This is a genomic window from Streptomyces sp. NPDC036822 (genome assembly GCF_055609145.1).
This window is the reverse complement of sequence record NZ_JBVJPY010000002.1, coordinates 15140-33803: the sequence shown is the minus strand read 5'-3', so window position 1 is coordinate 33803 and position 18664 is coordinate 15140. Positions and strand designations below refer to the sequence as shown.

20 protein-coding genes are annotated in these 18664 nt (G+C 72.8%); 8 read left to right on the top strand and 12 right to left on the bottom strand.

What is annotated here, in order from left to right; all coding sequences use genetic code 11:
- Window positions 1–210 precede the first annotated feature (210 nt).
- The 3 genes from ACZ68P_RS04570 to ACZ68P_RS04560 form a co-directional block, all read right to left on the bottom strand.
- A complete protein-coding gene (locus ACZ68P_RS04570) occupies window positions 211–1071 on the bottom strand; it encodes a PHP domain-containing protein (RefSeq protein WP_471002568.1) in 861 nt (286 codons plus the stop codon).
- A gap of 401 nt (window positions 1072–1472) precedes the next feature.
- Entirely contained in the window at window positions 1473–2111 is a 639-nt protein-coding gene (locus tag ACZ68P_RS04565; protein ID WP_365714453.1) for a DUF6758 family protein, read from the bottom strand.
- A 264-nt stretch (window positions 2112–2375) separates the two neighbouring features.
- On the bottom strand, window positions 2376–2960 hold the full coding sequence (locus tag ACZ68P_RS04560; RefSeq protein ID WP_471002565.1) for a suppressor of fused domain protein: 585 nt from the start codon (window positions 2958–2960) through the stop codon (window positions 2376–2378).
- 425 nt (window positions 2961–3385) lie between these two features.
- Here ACZ68P_RS04560 and ACZ68P_RS04555 point away from each other — a divergent pair, with 425 nt between their 5' ends.
- On the top strand, window positions 3386–4513 hold the full coding sequence (locus ACZ68P_RS04555; protein WP_471002562.1) for a magnesium and cobalt transport protein CorA: 1128 nt from the start codon (window positions 3386–3388) through the stop codon (window positions 4511–4513).
- Between the two features lie 65 nt (window positions 4514–4578).
- Window positions 4579–5091 (top strand): hypothetical protein, encoded by a 513-nt coding sequence (locus ACZ68P_RS04550; protein WP_471002559.1) that lies wholly within the window; start codon window positions 4579–4581, stop codon window positions 5089–5091.
- Window positions 5092–5124: 33 nt separating this feature from the next.
- On the opposite strand, the gene ACZ68P_RS04545 is transcribed toward ACZ68P_RS04550, so the two are convergent.
- The gene (locus ACZ68P_RS04545; protein ID WP_471002556.1) at window positions 5125–5907 is read right to left on the bottom strand and encodes a hypothetical protein; all 783 of its coding nucleotides are present in this window, start codon (window positions 5905–5907) and stop codon (window positions 5125–5127) included.
- Window positions 5908–6094: 187 nt separating this feature from the next.
- Between ACZ68P_RS04545 and ACZ68P_RS04540 the strand changes: the two genes are divergently transcribed.
- The 3 genes from ACZ68P_RS04540 to ACZ68P_RS04530 are packed head-to-tail and all read left to right on the top strand — an operon-like array spanning window position 6095 to window position 9142.
- The gene (locus tag ACZ68P_RS04540) at window positions 6095–7366 is read left to right on the top strand and encodes a magnesium transporter MgtE N-terminal domain-containing protein (protein ID WP_471002553.1); all 1272 of its coding nucleotides are present in this window, start codon (window positions 6095–6097) and stop codon (window positions 7364–7366) included.
- Entirely contained in the window at window positions 7356–7964 is a 609-nt protein-coding gene (locus ACZ68P_RS04535) for a DUF1003 domain-containing protein (protein ID WP_471002550.1), read from the top strand. The genes ACZ68P_RS04540 and ACZ68P_RS04535 overlap by 11 nt, the downstream gene beginning before the upstream one ends.
- 44 nt (window positions 7965–8008) lie before the next feature.
- Complete coding sequence (locus ACZ68P_RS04530; protein ID WP_471002547.1) at window positions 8009–9142, top strand: Mrp/NBP35 family ATP-binding protein; 1134 nt, start codon at window positions 8009–8011, stop codon at window positions 9140–9142.
- 142 nt (window positions 9143–9284) lie between these two features.
- Here the strand turns inward: ACZ68P_RS04530 and ACZ68P_RS04525 are convergent, their stop codons facing one another.
- The 5 genes from ACZ68P_RS04525 to sigE all read right to left on the bottom strand — a co-directional run bounded on the left by ACZ68P_RS04525 (window position 9285) and on the right by sigE (window position 14285).
- Window positions 9285–9914 carry a hypothetical protein gene (locus ACZ68P_RS04525; protein ID WP_471002544.1) on the bottom strand — a complete coding sequence of 210 codons (630 nt, stop codon included), beginning with the start codon at window positions 9912–9914 and terminating at the stop codon, window positions 9285–9287.
- 80 nt (window positions 9915–9994) lie between these two features.
- Window positions 9995–10462, bottom strand: coding sequence for a sec-independent translocase (locus ACZ68P_RS04520; protein ID WP_471002540.1), 468 nt, complete (start codon window positions 10460–10462; stop codon window positions 9995–9997).
- A 91-nt stretch (window positions 10463–10553) separates the two neighbouring features.
- Window positions 10554–12467: a S1C family serine protease gene (locus ACZ68P_RS04515; RefSeq protein ID WP_471002537.1), complete on the bottom strand. Its 1914-nt coding sequence runs from the start codon at window positions 12465–12467 to the stop codon at window positions 10554–10556.
- Window positions 12468–12543: 76 nt separating this feature from the next.
- The gene (locus ACZ68P_RS04510; RefSeq protein ID WP_471002534.1) at window positions 12544–13530 is read right to left on the bottom strand and encodes an anti-sigma factor family protein; all 987 of its coding nucleotides are present in this window, start codon (window positions 13528–13530) and stop codon (window positions 12544–12546) included.
- The gene (gene sigE / locus ACZ68P_RS04505; RefSeq protein WP_471002531.1) at window positions 13527–14285 is read right to left on the bottom strand and encodes an RNA polymerase sigma factor SigE; all 759 of its coding nucleotides are present in this window, start codon (window positions 14283–14285) and stop codon (window positions 13527–13529) included. The genes ACZ68P_RS04510 and sigE overlap by 4 nt, the downstream gene beginning before the upstream one ends.
- Window positions 14286–14426: 141 nt before the next feature.
- Here sigE and ACZ68P_RS04500 point away from each other — a divergent pair, with 141 nt between their 5' ends.
- A complete protein-coding gene (locus ACZ68P_RS04500; RefSeq protein ID WP_471002528.1) occupies window positions 14427–15092 on the top strand; it encodes an O-methyltransferase in 666 nt (221 codons plus the stop codon).
- A gap of 224 nt (window positions 15093–15316) precedes the next feature.
- Here ACZ68P_RS04500 and ACZ68P_RS04495 read toward each other — a convergent pair whose 3' ends face one another.
- Window positions 15317–15484, bottom strand: a complete 168-nt coding sequence (locus tag ACZ68P_RS04495) for a DUF3117 domain-containing protein (RefSeq protein WP_006346801.1) — start codon at window positions 15482–15484, stop codon at window positions 15317–15319.
- A gap of 322 nt (window positions 15485–15806) precedes the next feature.
- On the opposite strand from ACZ68P_RS04495, the gene chcB reads away from it, so the two are divergent.
- Window positions 15807–16610: a 2-cyclohexenylcarbonyl CoA isomerase gene (chcB, locus tag ACZ68P_RS04490; RefSeq protein ID WP_471002525.1), complete on the top strand. Its 804-nt coding sequence runs from the start codon at window positions 15807–15809 to the stop codon at window positions 16608–16610.
- A 61-nt stretch (window positions 16611–16671) separates the two neighbouring features.
- Here chcB and ACZ68P_RS04485 read toward each other — a convergent pair whose 3' ends face one another.
- Together ACZ68P_RS04485 and ACZ68P_RS04480 are read right to left on the bottom strand one after the other, a co-directional pair.
- A complete protein-coding gene (locus tag ACZ68P_RS04485; RefSeq protein WP_471002522.1) occupies window positions 16672–17253 on the bottom strand; it encodes a DNA-3-methyladenine glycosylase I in 582 nt (193 codons plus the stop codon).
- Window positions 17250–17570: a hypothetical protein gene (locus tag ACZ68P_RS04480; protein ID WP_471002519.1), complete on the bottom strand. Its 321-nt coding sequence runs from the start codon at window positions 17568–17570 to the stop codon at window positions 17250–17252. Before ACZ68P_RS04480 ends, ACZ68P_RS04485 begins: the two co-directional genes overlap by 4 nt.
- A gap of 104 nt (window positions 17571–17674) precedes the next feature.
- On the opposite strand from ACZ68P_RS04480, the gene folP reads away from it, so the two are divergent.
- Entirely contained in the window at window positions 17675–18535 is an 861-nt protein-coding gene (gene folP, locus ACZ68P_RS04475) for a dihydropteroate synthase (RefSeq protein WP_471002516.1), read from the top strand.
- Window positions 18536–18664: the final 129 nt, after the last annotated feature.

The following is an 18664-nucleotide window of genomic DNA, read 5'->3' as shown; positions in this document are numbered from 1 at the left end:
GCGAGGGGCCGGGCCGCTCACGGAATCGCACCGTCAGGACCGCCTGAGAGCCCCTCGGGGCCGCCGTGGCACGCCGAAGCCGAAGCCCCGAAGTCGGGAACCGGGGCACGCACCGGCGCCGAAGCACCGAAGCCGACAATCCGAGCCGAAGCACCGGAGCCGCGCCGGGACCGGAGTCCCCGCAGGGGAGGACCGGAGCCGCGCCTTGAGTCAGGCGCGTCCGCCCGCGCCCGGGACCGGGAAGGCCCCTGTGGCGCGGCGGGTGATCTCGCCGTAGATCTCGGGGTCGGTGGTGTACTCGCCGAGGCGGCACGTCTTGCGGCTGCCGTGGTAGTCGCTGGAGCCGGTGGCCAGCAGCCCCAGCTCCTTGGCGAGCCCCCGCAGCCGGGCGCGGGTCGCCTCGTCGTGGTCCATGTGGTCGATCTCGATGCCGTCGAGACCGGCCTCGGCGAGCCGGGCTATCGCGGCCTCCGGCACGACCTCGCCGCGCTTGACGGCGAGCGGGTGCGCGAAGACGGTGACGCCGCCGGCCGCCTTGACCAGGCGGATCGCGTCGAAGGGGTCCAGTTCGTGCTTCTCGACGTGCGCCCGTCCGCCGTTCGCGAGCCACTGCGGCGTGAAGGCGCCGGAGACGTCGGGGACGACCCCGAGCTCGACGAGCGCCTCCGCGACGTGCGGGCGGCCCACGGAGCCGTCTCCCGCGATCCGGGCCACCTGGTCCCAGGTGACGGGGACGCCCAGCTCCTGGAGCCTGCCGACCATGGCCTGCGCGCGCGGCACCCGGTCGTCCCGGACGAGCTCGCGCTCGGCGGCGAGCGCGGGCTCGTCGGCGTCGAAGAGGTACGCCAGCATGTGCAGACCGACACCGTCGAGCCGGCAGGACAGCTCGGCACCGGTCACGAGGGTGAGCCCCTCGGGGAGCGCGGCGATCGCCTCGGCGTGGCCGCGCGTGGTGTCGTGGTCGGTGAGGGCGACGACGTCGAGCCCCGCGGCGGCCGCGTGCCGGACCAGGTCGGCCGGGGAGTCCGTGCCGTCCGACGCCGTGGAGTGGGTGTGCAGGTCGATACGCACGACGCGGTACTCCGGAGGCTCGGGGCGGACGAGGGGGACGCTCCAGCATAACGGGCGAATCGAACACCCCGGCCCCGGCCCTTCCCCCGGAGCGGCGGTCCGGCGAACGCGCCGACCGGGACCGGCCGACGCGCCGACCCGACACGGCCGGACGCCCGAACCGGGTGCCGCCGCCGACCGGAGGCGGCCAGGTGCCCGGACCGGCTGCGACCGACGCACCGACGCACCGACGCACCGACGCACCGACGCACCGACGCACCGACGCACCGACGCACCGACGCACCGACCGGAAACGGCCTGACGGCTCCGCCGGGTGCGGCTGACAGCCGACCGGACGCGGCGTTACGCGCCGAGCGTCTCCGCCCGTCCCGCCGCTCCGGCGCGGCCGGCGGCTCGGGCGGTCACTTCAGCAGACGCGGCGTCAGCGCGCCGCACGGCAGCAGCTCCACTTCCGCCCCCGCGTCCCGCAGATCCGTCAGCACCAGCTCGTCGTACATCAGCAGGCCCGACTGCTCGGGCCAGACGATCGCCCACAGCCAGAGTCCGCGCGCCTCCCCCGCGAAGACCGCGCGGTCCTGCGGGGAGCCGTTGACGTGCCACAGCGGGGTCGGGCGGCCCGCGGCCAGGACCTTGGTGTGGGCCGGTTTGTCGATGGCCATGCCGGGGCCGGGGTCGGGTCCGTCGATGCCGGCGTACCGCGCGCCGAGACCGACGCCGAGTTCCTCGGCGATCAGCAGCAGCTCCCCCAGCCCGCCGAGCGGCCCGGGCCCGGAACAGGCGACCGCCGTCGCGCGGCCGCCGCTGCGGTCGTCACCGGCGTACGCGACCCCGGTGAAGAGCCAGCCCACCGGCAGGGGCCACGGCATCCACACCGGGACCTGCGCCCGGTGCACGACGACACCGAGGGCTTCGACGCTGGGCGGAATCACGGGTTGCAGCGGGTGCACCGAGCCGTGCGTGTCGCACTGCCAGGAGTCGGCAAAAAGTCCGGGCGCCCTGACCCGGCCACCGCACTTCGGGCAACTGGGTTCGCCCCTCATAGGGCTCAACGGTCCTACCCCACCGCGTCCACGTCAAGGACGATCACCCGTCTGGAGTGGCGGGATTCCGAGAGTGACGACCGGACGACGACCCCGAACGGGCCACGGATCCCCCGCATCCGCCGCACAGGGCTCCCCCGAAACGCCGGCCGGCCACCTTCGTGGACCGCTCACCCATGCGAGTGGCGCACCCACGACCGGAGCCGCCCGCACCGACTCCGCCGACCCGGCCTTCCGCAGGTCCACCCCGGCCGTCCGGCCCCCTCAGTCCAGCCGGACCGACGCGCGCAACGGATCGCGCAGGTCCGTGCCGTGCGTCAGCCAGCGCTCCTCCAGGGCCTTCGCCCCGTGGACCCGCTTCCACGCCGCCTCGTTGGACGTCATCGGCAGCAGCGGCAGGAAACGGACCGGATCCATCGGCTCGTCCAGCTCCAGGTCCTCCACCAGGCCGCCCGACTCCGCGACGAGCACCGAGCTGAACGGGGCACCCGGCCACAGGGGTTCACCGACGTCGAGCGAGGCGCCGGCGGCCACGATCACCCCCTCGACCTGCGGGGCCGAGGCCAGCACCGCGAGCGGGCGCAGCACCTTGTCGGTGTCGGCGAGCCCGCCTCGTACCGAGAGGACCAGTTCCGCGCGGGGGCCCTTCACCGGGTCCGCGAGCGCGGCCGTGGGGTCGGCCATCGGCTGCGCCGACATGCCGAGCGTCGCGTACCGGACCACGTCCCCGTCGACGAAACGGAGCACCTCGACCCGGTCCGTGCCGAGGAACGTCACGGCGGCACGCGCGTCCGGATCGCCGAGCGCCGTGCGCAAACGGGCCTCGACCAGAGCAAGAACTTGTCCCATGCGGTGAGCATAAAGCGCGTACGCAGCGGGCAAAGGAAGGGATTGACCCTCTGTCGGCTGATAGTCTTGGCCGCTGGTCGGGACTCCCGACTACACGTCACACGTCATCCCCCAAGGGGGACCGGCCGGAGGAGGTGGGGCTGCGGTGGATCGAAGTCGATCGGGCAGTACCAACCGCTCTTCCGCCCCGCACCCGAGCCCGGTGCGTTTCTCCCGTTTCCGGTGATCCAAGGCCCTTTCCGCGGCCCGGTCCCCCGGCATCGCGCACGACGGAAGAGCATTTCGCCTTTGCCTGTCTGTAGCGAACGCCGTCACCGCGATCCCGCGGTGCCGCCCGCTTTGCGGACGTAGGACATCAGGTCCACGCCCCCATTCCGGGCTGTGCCACGCCTCGCCGGCGGCTCTGACGTGAAGGAGCATGCCAGATGTCGATGATCCGTGACCTGCGTGCCGCGGTCCGCCCGTCCCTGCGGCCCTCCCTGCGCAAGCCCAGCACCCCCTACGCGGCCTACGACTCGACCCGCGACCCGTCCGCCTCCAGCGCCGTCGTGGACTGCGCCGTCTACCGCGACGGGCGCCGCGTGGACGACCTCGACTGCCTCACCCCGCGCGGCGCGATGCGCCAGGTGCGGGAGAGCGGCGGCTTCGCCTGGATCGGTCTGCACGAGCCGACCGAGGGCGAATTCGCCGGTATCGCCGCCGAGTTCGGGCTCCACCCGCTCGCCGTCGAGGACGCCGTCCACGCCCACCAGCGGCCCAAGCTGGAGCGGTACGACGACACCCTCTTCACGGTCTTCAAGACCATCCACTACGTGGAGCACGCCGCTCTCACCGCCACCAGCGAGGTCGTCGAGACCGGCGAGGTGATGTGCTTCACCGGCCCGGACTTCGTCATCACCGTCCGGCACGGCGGGCAGGGCTCGCTGCGCAACCTCCGGCACCGCCTCCAGGGCGAGCCCGAGCTGCTGTGCAAGGGACCCTCGGCCGTCCTGCACGCCATCGCCGACCACGTCGTCGACGGCTACATCGCGGTCGCGGACGCGGTCGAGCTCGACATCGACCAGATCGAGATCGACGTCTTCTCCCCTCCCGCCAAGGGCTCCACGCGCGGCGCCGACACCGGCCGGATCTACCAGCTCAAGCGCGAGGTACTGGAGTTCAAGCGGGCCGTGACCCCGCTCCAGCGCCCGATGCAGCTGCTGAGCGAGCGCCCGATGCGGCTGGTCGACCCGGACATCCAGAAGTACTTCCGTGACGTCGCCGACCACCTCGCGCGCGTCCAGGAGCAGGTCGTCGGCTTCGACGAGCTGCTCAACTCCATCCTCCAGGCCAATCTGGCGCAGGCGACCGTCGCCCAGAACGAGGACATGCGCAAGATCACCTCCTGGGCGGCGATCGTGGCCGTCCCGACGGCGGTGTGCGGGGTGTACGGCATGAACTTCGACCACATGCCGGAGCTGCACTGGCGTTACGGCTACCCGATGGTGCTCCTCGGCATCACGGCGATCTGTTTCACCATCCACCGCACGCTCAAGCGCAACGGCTGGCTCTGAGCCGTGTGCGCGTGCTGTCGCCCGGGCGGGCCGCGGCACGACGGGCTCTCGATAGGCTGCCTGTCATGACACGTACGCCGCTCGGTCCCGCGCTCGTCGAGGAGGCCACCAAGAAGTCAGGCCTCATCTGGGTCCGGGGCGACGCGCCGGCCGGGGCCCGGGCGCTGTGGCACGTCTGGCACGAGGGTGCGGCGCACGTGGTGGGCGACGGCCCCGGTGAGCAGCCGCTCCCCGGCCTGGTGGCCGGGTCCACCGCCGAGGTGACCGTCCGCTCCAAGGACAAGGGCGGCCGGATCGTCGCCTGGACGGCGTCGGTGAGCGAGCTGGCTCCGGGTACGGAGGAGTGGGACGCGGCGGTCGCCGAGCTGAAGGGCAAGCGCCTGAACGCGACCGACGGCGAGGCGATGCCCGAGCGGTGGGCGCGGGAGTGCCGGGTCCTGCGGCTGACCCCGCTGACCTCCACGACGGACCTGCCGGACGGCTCCCTCGCCGCGGTGCCGCTGCCCACGGACGCGACGACCCGCCGCCCCGTCCCGGCCGCCCTCCCCCGTCTGCTCCTCAAGCGCCGCAAGCGCTGACCGCGCGGCGGCGCCCCGAGGCGGGGCGGTCCGTCACGTCCGCGGCAGCTGCTTGCCGTAGTCCAGGGTCTGGCCGGCCGCGGGCTCCTCCAGCGGGAAGTCCTTGTCCCACTCGGAGAGGACCACCACGCCGGCTCCGCCGCCCCGGGCGAACTGGAGCGGGAAGGGGGTCCCGTCCAGCGACACGTCGAGCGTGCCGCCCTCACCGTCCTCGCCGCCCTTGACTTTGACCGTCCGCAAGCCGCCGATCTTGTCGCGGTCGCCCTTGACCACGTCCCCGTGCAGGCCGATGAGCCCGTCGAGGAGCAGGTCCATGTCGGTGAAGCCGCGCAGCTGCTTGTACGAGGGGTCGTCCTGCGGCACCTTCACGTACATGTCGTCGAGCTTGTCGGCCGCGTCGCTGTCCGCGTCGCCGTCGGCGTCGCCGTCCGAGCCGCTCGGCGTCCCCGACGGCTTGTCCTCGTGCTCCCAGAAGCCCGCGTCGGCCTTCAGATAGAGCGCCTCGCCGACCCGCAGCAGTTCGAAGGTGCTGTTCTTCGTCGTCACGGAGCCGCTCGCGCCGTCCTGCTTGAGCCGCATGTTCAGCTTGTACGTACCGCCCTTGCTGACCAGCGTCCCGGCCAGCCGCACCGACTTCGCCGTGTCCGCCGCCGACTGGGCCTTCTCCTCGATGGCCGAGGCCGATAGCTTCCCGACCCCGTTCGTCCCCTCGTCCGGGTCCGCGGCGCAGCCGGCGAGCACCGCCGTCAGCCCGGCGCCGAGCGCCACGGGCAGGACGGCCCTGCGAATACGCGATGTCGGAGGGAGAGCGGCCACCTGCGCTGCCTCTCGTGTCGGGGCGGGAGGGGAATGGAGCAGTCCGCAGCGTACCCGGGACGGAAGCCGAGGCCGCAGGCAGCCGTACGGGGGCTCTGCCGGGGCGCGCCGGAAGGGCACGGGCTAGCCTGAATCAGGCAAAGCTGAGCAAGGATGCGAATCGTGCGGCACCGAGGAGGCGCGTGGCATGGCGGCAGGCGCCCCCCGGGTCTTCGTCTCCCACCTCGCCGGCGTGCCCGTGTTCGATCCCAACGGCGACCAGGTGGGCCGGGTCAGGGACCTCGTGGCGATGCTGCGGGTGGGCCGCCGCCCGCCCCGGCTGCTCGGCATGGTCGTCGAGGTGCTCAGCCGCCGCCGGGTCTTCGTGCCGATGACCCGGATCACGGGCGTCGAGTCGGGCCAGGTCATCACCACGGGCGTGGTGAACATGCGGCGGTTCGAGCAGCGGCCCACCGAGCGGCTCGTCCTGGGCGAACTGCTCGACCGGCGCGTGCGTCTGGTCGAGAGCGACGAGGAGGTCACCGTGCTCGACGTGGCCATCCAGCAGCTGCCGGCCCGCCGCGACTGGGAGATCGACAAGGTCTTCGTCCGGCGCGGCAAGGGCGGGGCGCTGCGCCGCAAGGGAGAGACGCTGACCGTGGAGTGGTCCGCGGTGACCGGCTTCTCGCTGGAGGAGGAGGGGCAGGGCGCCGAGAACCTGGTGGCCACCTTCGAGCGGCTGCGCCCGGCCGACCTGGCCAACGTCCTGCACCACCTCTCCCCCAAGCGGCGCGCCGAGGTGGCGGCCGCGCTCGACGACGACCGGCTGGCCGACGTCCTGGAGGAGCTGCCGGAGGACGACCAGATCGAGATCCTCGGCAAGCTGAAGGAGGAGCGCGCCGCGGACGTCCTGGAGGCGATGGACCCGGACGACGCGGCCGACCTGCTCTCCGAGCTGCCCGAGGAGGACAAGGAGCGGCTGCTGACCCTGATGCGGCCGGACGACGCCGCGGACGTGCGCCGGCTGCTCGCGTACGAGGACCGGACGGCGGGCGGTCTGATGACGACCGAGCCGATCGTGCTGCGGCCCGACGCCACGGTCGCGGACGCCCTGGCCCGCGTGCGGCAGCAGGACCTCTCCCCGGCGCTGGCGGCGCAGGTGTACGTCTGCCGGCCGCCGGACGAGACGCCGACGGGGAAGTACCTGGGCATGGTGCACTTCCAGCGGCTGCTGCGGGACCCGCCGTTCACGCTGGTCAGCTCACTGGTGGACAGTGACCTTCCGCCGCTCTCGCCGGGGACCGCGCTGCCCGCGGTGACCAGTTATCTCGCCGCGTACAACATGGTCGCGGCGCCGGTGGTGGACGAGGGCGGGTCCCTGCTCGGCGCGGTCACCGTCGACGACGTCCTCGACCACCTGCTGCCGGAGGACTGGCGGGAGACGGAGTTCCACGACGAGGGGCACGGGAATGGCGGCTGAGCGGACCCAGGACCGGGAACGGGAGCGCGAGCGGGAACGGGAGCGCGACCGGGAGCGGGCCATGCCCCGTATCCGGCTCGACCTGCCGCGCGAGCGGCGGTCCAGGCTGCTGCCGGAGTACGACCCCGAGGCGTTCGGGCGGCTCTCGGAGCGGATCGCCCGCTTCCTGGGGACGGGGCGCTTCCTGGTCTGGATGACGCTGACGATCGTCGTCTGGGTGCTGTGGAACATCTTCGCCCCGGCCTCGCTGAAGTTCGACGAGTACCCGTTCATCTTCCTGACGCTCGCCCTGTCGCTCCAGGCCTCGTACGCGGCGCCGCTGATCCTGCTCGCCCAGAACCGGCAGGACGACCGCGACCGGGTCAACCTCGAGCAGGACCGCAAGCAGAACGAGCGGTCGATCGCCGACACGGAGTACCTGACCCGGGAGATCGCGGCGCTGCGGATGGGCCTGGGGGAGGTCGCCACCCGTGACTGGATCCGGTCGGAGCTCCAGGACCTGATCAAGGAGATGGAGGAGCGCCGGGACGGCCATCGGGAGCACCGGGATCTATTCCCTCCCGTGGGCGATCCCAGAAGTGACGTACCCGACCGCTGACGGGTCTTTCCGGGCCGGGTGGTCGGCGCCGTACCATCGTCCGTATGGCTACGGAAGACGCGGTGCGCGAAGCGCTGGCGACGGTGAACGATCCCGAGATCAACAAACCGATCACCGAACTCGGCATGGTCAAGTCGGTGGAGATCGGATCCGACGGCAGGGTCGCCGTCACGGTCTACCTCACCGTCTCCGGCTGCCCGATGCGCGACACGATCACCCAGCGCGTCACCGACGCCGTCTCGCGGGTGGAGGGCGTCACGGGCGTCGACGTCACGCTGGACGTGATGAGCGACGAGCAGCGCAAGGAGCTGGCCGCGGCCCTGCGCGGGACGACGGCCGAGCGTGAGGTGCCCTTCGCCAAGCCCGGTTCGCTGACCCGCGTGTACGCGGTGGCGTCCGGCAAGGGCGGTGTCGGAAAGTCCTCCGTGACCGTGAACCTGGCCGCGGCGATGGCCGCGGACGGCCTGAAGGTCGGCGTCGTCGACGCCGACATCTACGGCCACTCGGTGCCCCGCATGCTGGGCGCGGACGGTCGCCCCACCCAGGTCGAGAACATGATCATGCCGCCGTCCGCGAACGGCGTGAAGGTCATCTCCATCGGCATGTTCACCCCGGGCAACGCCCCGGTCGTGTGGCGTGGCCCGATGCTCCACCGGGCGCTCCAGCAGTTCCTCGCCGACGTCTACTGGGGTGACCTGGACGTCCTTCTCCTCGACCTGCCGCCGGGCACCGGCGACATCGCCATCTCGGTGGCCCAGTTGGTCCCGAACGCCGAGATCCTGGTGGTCACGACCCCGCAGCAGGCCGCGGCCGAGGTGGCCGAGCGGGCCGGCTCGATCGCCGTGCAGACCCACCAGAAGATCGTCGGCGTCGTGGAGAACATGGCGGGCCTGCCGTGCCCGCACTGCGACGAGATGGTGGACGTCTTCGGCACGGGCGGCGGCCAGCGGGTCGCCGACGGTCTGACGAAGACGACCGGTACCACCGTGCCGGTCCTCGGCTCGATCCCGATCGACGTCCGCCTGCGCGAGGGCGGCGACGAGGGCAAGCCGGTCGTCCTGACGGACCCGGAGTCCCCGGCCGGCTCGGCCCTGCGGGCGATCGCGGGCAAGCTGGGCGGCCGCGCGCGGGGCCTGTCGGGCATGAGCCTGGGCATCACCCCGCGCAACAAGTTCTGAGGACCCACCCGGAACACCACGGGGAAGGGCGCCGCTCACGACGAGCGGCGCCCTTCCTCGTACGCTCGGACATGCGTCTCCGCGCGGCCCTGTCCCGCAAGGGCAGACGGGCGCCCCCGCGCCCGCGGTGTGGCTTTGGCCGTCAGCGGTACGCGCCGAGGTCCGCCACCGCGGCGAAGCCGAGGCCGTACGCGCTCATGCCCCGCCCGTACGCGCCGATGTGCACCCCGGCCCTGGTCTCGCCCGCCAGGACCCACCCGAACTCCGACTCGCGGTAGTGGAAGGGCATCGGGACCCCGTCCACGGGAAGCGACAGCGACGACCACTCCGGGCCGTCCAGGTCGTCCGCCAGCTCGAAGGCCGTCTCCGTCTGCTGGTCCAGCCAGTCGTCGCGGAGCGTGTGGTCCATCTGGGCGGGCCAGGTGTACGCCAGAAGCCCGGAGCCGGCCAGCCAGGCCGCGGAGGAGACCGTGGTGGCGTCCAGCACTCCCGTACCGTCACCCGTGCGGCGTACGGGGCTCGCGGCGACCGTGACGACGACCGCGAAGCGCTCCTTCTCCGGCCCGCTCGCGTCGGACTTTATGGACGGCTCGTCGCCGTGGCCCATCGACCCGTGCTGGACGGTCCCGTCCGCCGCCGTGCCGACCTGCATCAGCCACCGCTCGCCCGTGAACGCGTCGTCAAGGCCGTACCAGGCGAAGTGCGCGCGCTGATAGCCCTCGGCCGTGCGCCGGGCCGCGGGCTTCCCCTCCACCCGACTCGTGGTCTCCATCTCGGCCGCCTCCTCGATCCGTCGTGTCCGCGTCGGCGGACAACAGATGGAGGATAGCGACCGGGTTGCACCAGGTTGTGTCAGGTCGCGTCGGAGTCGTACGGAGGTCGCTCGGTCGAGTCCGGCTTGTCCTGCTTCTTGGTCAACGCGTCGGCGGAGCCGTTGACCGCGGCGGGGACCGCTCCGGCCGCGACGGAGGAGGCGGACGCCGTCGCCTGTTCACGGCCGTGGACCGCGTCGGCGACGTCGTTCATCTCCTTCTTGAGGTCGAAGCTGCCGCGCAGCTCCTTCAGCTCCTTGAAGTCCTCGCTGTCCTCCAGCTGCTTGCGGAGGAAGGTCTTCGGGTTGAGGTCCTCGAACTCGAAGTCCTTGAACTCCGGCCCCAGCTCCGTGCGGATGTCCTGCTTCGCGCTCTCGGAGAAGTCGCGGACCTTGCGGATGAAGCGCGAGACGTCCTGGATGACCTTCGGCAGCTTTTCCGGTCCGAAGATGAGCACGGCGAGCACCACGAGCGTGACGAGCTCGAGTATGCCTAGGTCGTTGAACACCTTGCTGCTCCTTACACGGGGTCCGGGGCCCGCTCCACGGTACCCGCCGAAACTGCCGGGCGGGTACCGTGCGGCGTCTGCCACATGGCGCTCAGGTGCCCTGCGAGGAACCGAGCGTCAACGTCTTGGTCTGTTCCTTGCCGCCGCGCAGGACGGTCAGCTCCAGCCGGTCGCCCGGGCGGTGGGCGCGGATCTTCACGATCAGCTCCTCGCCGTTGTGGACCCGCTGGCCGTCGACCTTGGTGATGACGTCACCGGGGCGGATGCCCGCCTTGGCGGCCGGGCCGCCGGGGGTGACCGACGGAGAACCGTCCTTGCCCTTCTCGCCGACGCGCGCGCCGTCGCCGCTGAACTGCATGTCGAGACTGACGCCGATGACGGGGTGGGTGGCCTTGCCGGTGTTGATGAGCTCCTCGGCGACGCGCTTGCCCTGGTTGATCGGGATGGCGAAGCCCAGGCCGATGGATCCGGACTGGCCGCCGCCCTCGCCGCCCGTGCCGTCGCCGGCGGCGCGGATGGCGCTGTTGATGCCGATCACGCGGGCCTTGGAGTCGACCAGCGGGCCACCGGAGTTGCCGGGGTTTATCGGAGCGTCGGTCTGCAGGGCGTCGACGTAGCTGACGTCACTGCCGTCGCCCTTCTCGCCGCCCGCCGTGATGGGCCGTTCCTTGGCGCTGATGATGCCGGAGGTGACGGTGTTCTGGAGGTCGAAGGGGGCTCCGATGGCGACGACCGGGTCGCCGACGCGGACGTTGTCGGAGTTGCCGAGCGGCAGCGGCTTGAGGCCGGAGACGCCGGTGACCTGGACGACGGCGAGGTCGTAGCCGCTGTCCTTGCCGACCAGCTTGGCGCGGGCGGTCTCGCCGCTGCTGAAGGTGACCGAGATGTCGCCGGCGGAGGTCGCCGAGTCGACGACGTGGTTGTTGGTGAGGATGTGGCCCTTGGTGTCCAGGACGAAACCGGTGCCGGTGCCCGACGAGCCCGCGCCGCTGACGTGCAGGGTGACCACGCTGGGCAGGGCGCTGGCGGCGATGCCGGCGACGCTGTCGGGGGCGCGGCCGGAGTCCTCGGCGCCGGCCTGGGGCAGCTCGACGGTGGTGATGCCGCCGTTGCGCTCGACGTACGCGCCGACCGCGCCGCCCAGGACACCGGTCGTCAGGGCCAGGACGAGCGCGCCGACAAGACCGAGCGCCCGCCGGGACCGGCGCTTGCCGGCCGTCGCCACGGCCGCGGCCGATCCCGGCGAGGACCAGGGGTCGTACTGCACCCACTGCCCGGCGGGCCGTGGGGCCATCGGCTGCGGCGGCGGTACGGGAGCTCCGGAGGCGGCGGCGGGAGACGGCGCCGGAGCGTGGGCCTGGGCGTGGGTGGGAACCGGGGCCGGAGCGTGGGCCTGGGCGTGGGTCGGAGCGTGCGTCTGCGCCGGAGCGTGGGCCGGGGCCGGGCGCTGTACGGGCGGGGCGGGCGCCCACGGGCCCGGTCCGCCGTAGGGCGGGGTGCGGTACTCGTCCGGCTCGTGCAGCGGCTGCGACGGGGGCTCCGCAAGCGGCGGCGCCTGTGGCGGGCTCTGCCGCGGTACGTGCGCGTCGGCGGCCGGCGCCACGGCGTCCGACGGAGCTTCGGCCGACGCCGTCGCCGTCGGCGGCTCCGGCTTCGTGAGGCGGTCCACCGGGCGGGCGTCCCGCGCCTCGGCCGTCGCCGGGATCTCGGCGGTCGCCGCCGACGCGTCCGGCTTCGCGAGGAGGTCCACCGGGTGGCCGTCCGAGGCCGTGGTCGAGTCGTCCGGCGTGGCCGGAGCGCCCCCGGGCCCCGTCGCCCCGACGTCCGTCGCGGTCCCCTCGTCGTCCGGCGCTCCCGCGGGCCGGTCCGGACTCGTGGGCGCGGCGAGGGTGAAGTCTCCCTCGTCCGCGACCGATGGCACCGGTGCCGCCGTCGGCGCGTCCGGCGTGCTCGTTGGCCGGCTCCACCACTTCGGCTTCTGGCCGGTGGGCTTCCCGTCGTCCATGCTCTCCCCGCAACAGCTGACCTGTCCGCGCCCCCCTGCGTCGGGCGCCCCTGCCTGGATTCAACCAGGTCCGGGCTCAGCGGTGTGCGATGAGCGGCGTCGGGGACGGGCCGGGGCCCGCCGGGGAGGTCGCGGGCGGGGTGACCGTCGGGCCGGCGGCCGGGAGCGGTCCCGGCGCGAAGGCCAGCTGGAGGGCGGGCCCCGTGGGGCGTATGAACGGCGAGAGCGCGAGCAGCGACTGCGTGTGCGGCATCGGGAGCCGCACGGCCACCACGGGCACCGGGACACCGTCGGTCGCCGCCTCGCCTGGCACCAGCGGTCCGGGCACGACCGTGCCGGGCGCCGAGGTCACGCCTCCAGGGGTGGTCGCCGTGTAGGGGGCCGACCTCTCCCCGGAGCGTGCTCCGCGCCCGGGGGCCGTGCCGGCGTTCGTACCGACGCCCGTGCCCGAACCCGTGCCGCCGGTGCCCGTGGCGGCGGCCCGCAGCGGGGTCACGGTGTTCCCCGTGCCCTCACCGCGCGCGCCGGCGTTCACCGACGCCTCCAGCGGCAGGGCGCCGCCGAGGGCGATGGCGGCGAAGGAGACCGCGCTGGCCGCGGCGATGCCGAAGCGCCGCCCCCGCCAGGGGGAACGGTCGTGGTCGTGCCGGGGGCCGACCTCGTGGATACGGAAGCCGGAGTGCGGTGAGACGGCCGCCGCGGTGGCGAAGCCGTCGGACGTCATCCCGGCGCCCCCGCCGCCGGGGCCGGTTCGGCGCAGGTCGAAGAGGTCGTCGAAGGGTCCCCCCCGACGGTCGTCACCCCCCGGATCACCCGGCCCGCCGGGTAGCCCCTGGAGACGGGCGAGAAGCCCGGCGGAGGGGGGCGGAGGGGCCGCGGAGGCGAAGACGCTCTTCAGCCTGCGCTGGGCGTCGGCCTCCGCCTTGCACTTGGCACAGGTCGCGAGGTGCGCGAGGACCCGCTCGCGGGCGTCGTGGCCCAGTTCGCCGTCGACAAGGGCGGCGAGCCGGTCTCCGAGGTGCTGCTCCGCGGGGGTCGGGCCGACAGGACGAGTACCGCTCACGCCGTCCCGCCCTCCCAGCCGACGGCGGCCAGCGCGCGCTCCGCCCGGGCCTCGGGCGAGCGGTGCTTCAGCGCCTTGCGGAGGTGCGAGCGGCCGCGGTGGATGCGGCTGCGCACGGTGCCGAGCTTCACGCCGAGCGTGGCGGCGATCTCCTCGTACGAGAGCCCTTCGATGTCGCAGAGGACGACCGCGGCGCGGAACTCGGGCGCGAGGGTGTCGAGGGCCTGCTGCACGTCGGCGTCGAAGTGGGTGTCGTTGAACACCTGCTGCGGCGAGGGCTCCCGGCTGGGGAGCCGCTCGGCGGCGTCGTCGGCGAGCGCGTCGAAACGGATCCGCTGCTTGCGGCGGACCATGTCGAGGAAGAGGTTGGTGGTGATGCGGTGCAGCCAGCCCTCGAAGGTGCCCGGCGTGTACGTCGACAGCGAGCGGAAGACGCGGACGAAGACCTCCTGGGTGAGGTCCTCGGCGTCGTGCTGGTTGCCGGTCAGCCGGTAGGCGAGGCGATAGACCCGGCCACTGTGCGTGCTGACGATCTCCTCCCATGTGGGCGGAGTCCACGCCTGCGATTCCGCATCCGATGCGAACGTCGCGGTGGTGGGTGCGGAGTCGGCGGTGTGGAAACGGTCAGCGGTGTCGGTCACGGATTTCGGCTCACCCGCCGACCTGAGAAGACGCCGAAGCACTCCTCCCCGATCCCCAGGCGCAGCCGCACCTCCCCTGTCGGCTCTGGTGGTGTCCAGTGGAGCCCCTACCATAGCCACCCCGCCCGTTAGCTCCGGATAAGAATCTTTACGCGAATTTGGGGGCGGCTCGCCGGTCGCTCCCTGCGCGTCCTCACCCTTGGGGAACGCCCGGTCCCATCTGCGGGTTCCCGAACGCAGCGGATACAGTCACCGTTGCGCCAACTACGGGGACAGGAGAGGGCCATTACCGCCAACCGGCAGACGAGCTGGGCGTTCGCCGACGCCTTTGTCGCCGAGGACGAAGCGCTGCGCTGGGCCCGTGAGCGGGCCCGGGAGACAGGGCTGCCCTCGGTGTCACCGGGGACCGGCGCCGCTCTGCGCCTGCTGGCGGCCACGGCGGACGCCAAGGCGGTGGCGGAGATCGGCACCGGCACGGGCGTGTCCGGCATCTATCTGTTGCACGGGATGCGGCCGGACGGGGTACTGACCACGGTCGACCTGGATCCGGAGCGCCAGCAGTTCGCTAAGACGGCGTTCCGCGCGGCCGGCTTCGCCGGGAACCGGGCGCGGTTCATCCCCGGGCGCGCCCTGGACGTCCTGCCGCGCCTCGCGGACGGCGGATACGACCTCGTGTTCTGCGACGGCGACCGGCTGGAGTGCCTGGACTACCTCGCTGAATCGTTGCGCCTGCTGCGACCGGGGGGGCTTGTCTGCTTCGAGGGCGTCTTCGCCGACGGCCGCACGGTCGACTCGGCGGCTCAGCCGGCGGAGGTCCTGCGGGTGCGGGAGCTGCTGCGGGCGGTCCGGGAGAGCCAGGAGCTGCTGCCGACCCTGCTGCCGGTCGGGGACGGCCTGTTGTGCGCGGTGCGCCGGGGCTGAGCCCTTCCCGGGCCGCATCCGCCGGACGAGATGCCTCCGGCCGGATCCGCCGCACGGGGTGCCTCCCCGTCGGATCCGCCGCGGCGGACGGAGTGTCGATCGCCGGATGTCGTGTCGGTCACACCCGGGACGATCCGCCCGCGGACTCGTGCGGTGAGACACCTCTGCCCCGGCGCGGTGGGTACCGTGCCGGGGCAGAGGCGGGAAATCCTGGCGTTGTCGCGTCAGCCGACTACCTGCTTCAGGGCGTCGCCGAGGGCTTCGGCCTCGTCCGGGGTCAGCTCGACGACAAGCCGACCGCCGCCTTCGAGCGGAACGCGCATGACGATGCCCCGCCCCTCCTTGGTCACCTCGAGCGGGCCGTCGCCCGTCCGCGGCTTCATGGCCGCCATGCTCGTTCCCCTTCCTGAAACCAGCTCATCTCAGCCGACGGCTCCTGTTGGGGAGCATGCGTCACCGGCATCGAACACATTGCTTCCAGGTCATTATCCCGCATCACAGGACCCGATGACCAACATCGGGATGCATCGCTTGTGCAACGCGCTCTCTCAAAACCACCTATTTCGGCGATCGGCCTGCGATACTTCGCCGCCGCTTCGCCGCATGTCTTTGACGCAGGTCACATGTGCGGGGTGGGTGATCTCCGCCATGCTGGGGGTCCCCCCGCCGACGCCGGGGGGAGGGTCAAGGACGCGAAGACGCGAAGGGAAGCCGATGGCCGACACCGTGCTGTACGAAGTGAGCGACGGACTCGCCACGATCACGCTCAACCGGCCCGAGGCCATGAACGCGATGAACGTCGAGGCGAAGGTCGCGCTGCGGGACGCGGTGGAGACCGCCGCGGCGGACGCGGCCGTACGGGCGGTGCTGCTGACGGCGGCGGGCGACCGGGCCTTCTGCGTGGGCCAGGACCTGAAGGAGCACGTCGGTCTGCTGATGACGGACAAGGAGTCCGGCACGCGGGCGACCATGAACACGGTCCGGGACCACTACAACCCGATCGTGCGGGCGCTGACCGGCATGCGGAAGCCGGTGGTGGCGGGCGTGAACGGCGTCGCGGCGGGGGCGGGCTTCGGTTTCGCGCTGGCGGCCGACTACCGGGTGGTCGCGGAGACGGCGGCGTTCAACACCTCGTTCGCGGGCGTCGCGTTGACGGCCGACTCCGGGGTGTCGTGGACGCTGCCCCGGCTGATCGGCGCGAGCCGGGCGTCCGACCTGCTGCTCTTCCCCCGCTCCATCGGCGCGCGGGAAGCCTACGAGCTGGGCATCGTGAACAAGCTGGTCCCGGCGGAGTCCCTGGCCGAGGAGGCCGCCGCGGTGGCCCGGAAGCTGGCGGAGGGGCCGACGGTGGCGTACGCGGCGCTCAAGGAGTCCCTGGCCTACGGCGCGGACCACTCGCTGGCCGAGGCCCTGGAGAAGGAGGACGAACTCCAGACGAGGGCGGGCGCGTCGGAGGACCACACGATCGCGGTCCAGGCGTTCGTCGCGAAGGAACGCCCGAAGTACCTGGGCCGCTAGGGAGTTCCTCGAACGTCCCGTCCGGCCCTTCCCCCGTCCGTGAGGCCGGGAGAGGGGCCGCTCACGCTCCTCGGGCGACGCAGTCCTTCAGATGGTCGTCGACGAGGCCGCAGGCCTGCATCAGGGCGTAGGCGGTCGTCGGGCCGATGAAGCGGAGGCCGCGCTTCTTGAGGGCCTTCGACAGGGCCGTGGACTCGGTGGTGACGGCCGGGACGTCCGCCGTGGTGAGCGGGGCGGGGCGGGTCCCCGGATCCGGGGCGTGCGACCAGATCAGCGTGTCCAGCTCCCCCGGCTCCCACTGGGCGAGCACCTTCGCGTTGGCGAGGGTCGCGTCCACCTTGGCGCGGTTGCGGATGATCCCCTCGTCGGCGAGGAGCCGCTCGCGGTCCGTCTCGTCGAACTCGGCGACCGCGGCGATCTCGAAGCCGGCGAAGGCACGCCGGAAGCCCTCGCGCCTCCGCAGGATCGTGATCCACGAGAGCCCCGACTGGAAGGCCTCCAGGCACAGCCGCTCGAAGAGGGCGTCGTCGCCGCGGACGGGCCGCCCCCACTCCTTGTCGTGGTACGTGACGTAGTCCGGGGTCGACAGCCCCCAGGGGCAGCGGAGCGCCCCGTCCGGGCCCGCGACCGCCTCGCCGCTCACCGCTCCTCTTCCCCGCCGCGGCGGGCCGTCTCGGCCAGCTCGGCCTCCAGCTCGGCGATGCGCGCGTCCCGCTCCGCGAGCTCGGCGCCCAGGCGCCCGAGCACGTCGTCCACGTCCGCCATGCGGTAGCCGCGGGCCGTGACCGGGAGGCGGAGCGCCTCGACGTCGGCGCGTTCGACGGGCCGGGTCGCCGGCAGGGGGTCCACCAGCTGCTCCGGCGCCACCTCGGGCAGCACCTCGGTGTCGCCGCCGCCGACCACCGCCAGAGTGACCGCGGCGACGACCACGACCATCGCGATCAGCAAAAACCAGAACACCAGCGCGCGCCTCTCCGGAAGTGGAAATCGTCCCGTGCCGATCGTGCCATGCGCCACCGACGGTTAGGGTCGCAGGCGAACGGATGCGAGGGAGGACAAAAGGGATGCTGCGCTTGGGACGGCGTGAATTCGGGCCGCACGAGCCGGTGATCATGGCGATCGTCAACCGGACGCCCGACTCCTTCTACGACCAGGGCGCCACCTTCCGCGACGAGCCGGCTCTCGCCCGCGTCGAGCAGGCGGTCTCCGAGGGCGCCGCCATCATCGACATCGGCGGGGTCAAGGCCGGCCCCGGCGAGGAGGTGTCGGCCGAGGAGGAGGCCCGCCGCACGGTCGGCTTCGTGGCGGAGGTACGGCGCCGGCATCCGGACGTGGTCATCAGCGTCGACACCTGGCGCGCCGATGTCGGCGAGGCGGTGTGCGAGGCCGGCGCGGACCTTCTGAACGACGCGTGGGGCGGGGTGGACCCGGCTCTCGCGGAGGTCGCCGCCCGGTACGGCGCCGGGCTGGTCTGCACCCACGCGGGGGGCGCGGAGCCGCGCACCCGGCCGCACAGGACGATGTACGAGGACGTGATGGCGGACATCCTGCGGGTGACCGTGGGCCTGGCCGAGCGGGCGGTCTCGCTGGGGGTGCGTCGCGACGGGATCATGATCGACCCGGGTCACGACTTCGGGAAGAACACCCGGCACAGCCTGGAGGCGACCCGGCGGCTCGGCGAGATGACGGGGACGGGGTGGCCGGTGCTGGTCTCCCTGTCCAACAAGGACTTCGTCGGGGAGACCCTGGACCGGCCGGTGAAGGAGCGGGTGGTGGGGACGCTGGCGACGACGGCGGTCTCGGCGTGGCTCGGCGCCCAGGTGTACCGGGTGCACGAGGTGGCCGAGACCCGGCAGGTGCTCGACATGGTGGCGTCGATCGCGGGTCACCGGCCCCCGGCGGTGGCGCGCCGCGGACTCGCCTGACGCGGACCCGCGGGAACGGCGGACCCACGGTACTAGGGGACCCGCGGGAACAGGGCACCCGCGGGAACAGCGGATCCACGGGACCAGGGGCCGGGGCCCGCGAGGGGCGCCCGGCCCGTCCCGTACCCC

Bases quoted from the DNA above. Each gene is read 5' to 3' on its own strand.
- ACZ68P_RS04565 (WP_365714453.1), bottom strand. From the start codon at position 2,111: ATGAGGGGCGAACCCAGTTGCCCGAAGTGCGGTGGCCGGGTCAGGGCG.
- ACZ68P_RS04515 (WP_471002537.1), bottom strand. From the start codon at position 12,467: ATGGACGACGGGAAGCCCACCGGCCAGAAGCCGAAGTGGTGGAGCCGG.
- sigE (WP_471002531.1), bottom strand. From the start codon at position 14,285: ATGGTAGGGGCTCCACTGGACACCACCAGAGCCGACAGGGGAGGTGCG.
- ACZ68P_RS04495 (WP_006346801.1), bottom strand. From the start codon at position 15,484: ATGGCGGCCATGAAGCCGCGGACGGGCGACGGCCCGCTCGAGGTGACC.
- folP (WP_471002516.1), top strand. From the start codon at position 17,675: ATGCTGCGCTTGGGACGGCGTGAATTCGGGCCGCACGAGCCGGTGATC.
- ACZ68P_RS04550 (WP_471002559.1), top strand. From the start codon at position 4,579: ATGACACGTACGCCGCTCGGTCCCGCGCTCGTCGAGGAGGCCACCAAG.
- ACZ68P_RS04525 (WP_471002544.1), bottom strand. From the start codon at position 9,914: ATGGAGACCACGAGTCGGGTGGAGGGGAAGCCCGCGGCCCGGCGCACG.
- ACZ68P_RS04555 (WP_471002562.1), top strand. From the start codon at position 3,386: ATGTCGATGATCCGTGACCTGCGTGCCGCGGTCCGCCCGTCCCTGCGG.
- ACZ68P_RS04530 (WP_471002547.1), top strand. From the start codon at position 8,009: ATGGCTACGGAAGACGCGGTGCGCGAAGCGCTGGCGACGGTGAACGAT.
- ACZ68P_RS04540 (WP_471002553.1), top strand. From the start codon at position 6,095: ATGGCGGCAGGCGCCCCCCGGGTCTTCGTCTCCCACCTCGCCGGCGTG.
- ACZ68P_RS04560 (WP_471002565.1), bottom strand. From the start codon at position 2,960: ATGGGACAAGTTCTTGCTCTGGTCGAGGCCCGTTTGCGCACGGCGCTC.
- chcB (WP_471002525.1), top strand. From the start codon at position 15,807: ATGGCCGACACCGTGCTGTACGAAGTGAGCGACGGACTCGCCACGATC.
- ACZ68P_RS04535 (WP_471002550.1), top strand. From the start codon at position 7,356: ATGGCGGCTGAGCGGACCCAGGACCGGGAACGGGAGCGCGAGCGGGAA.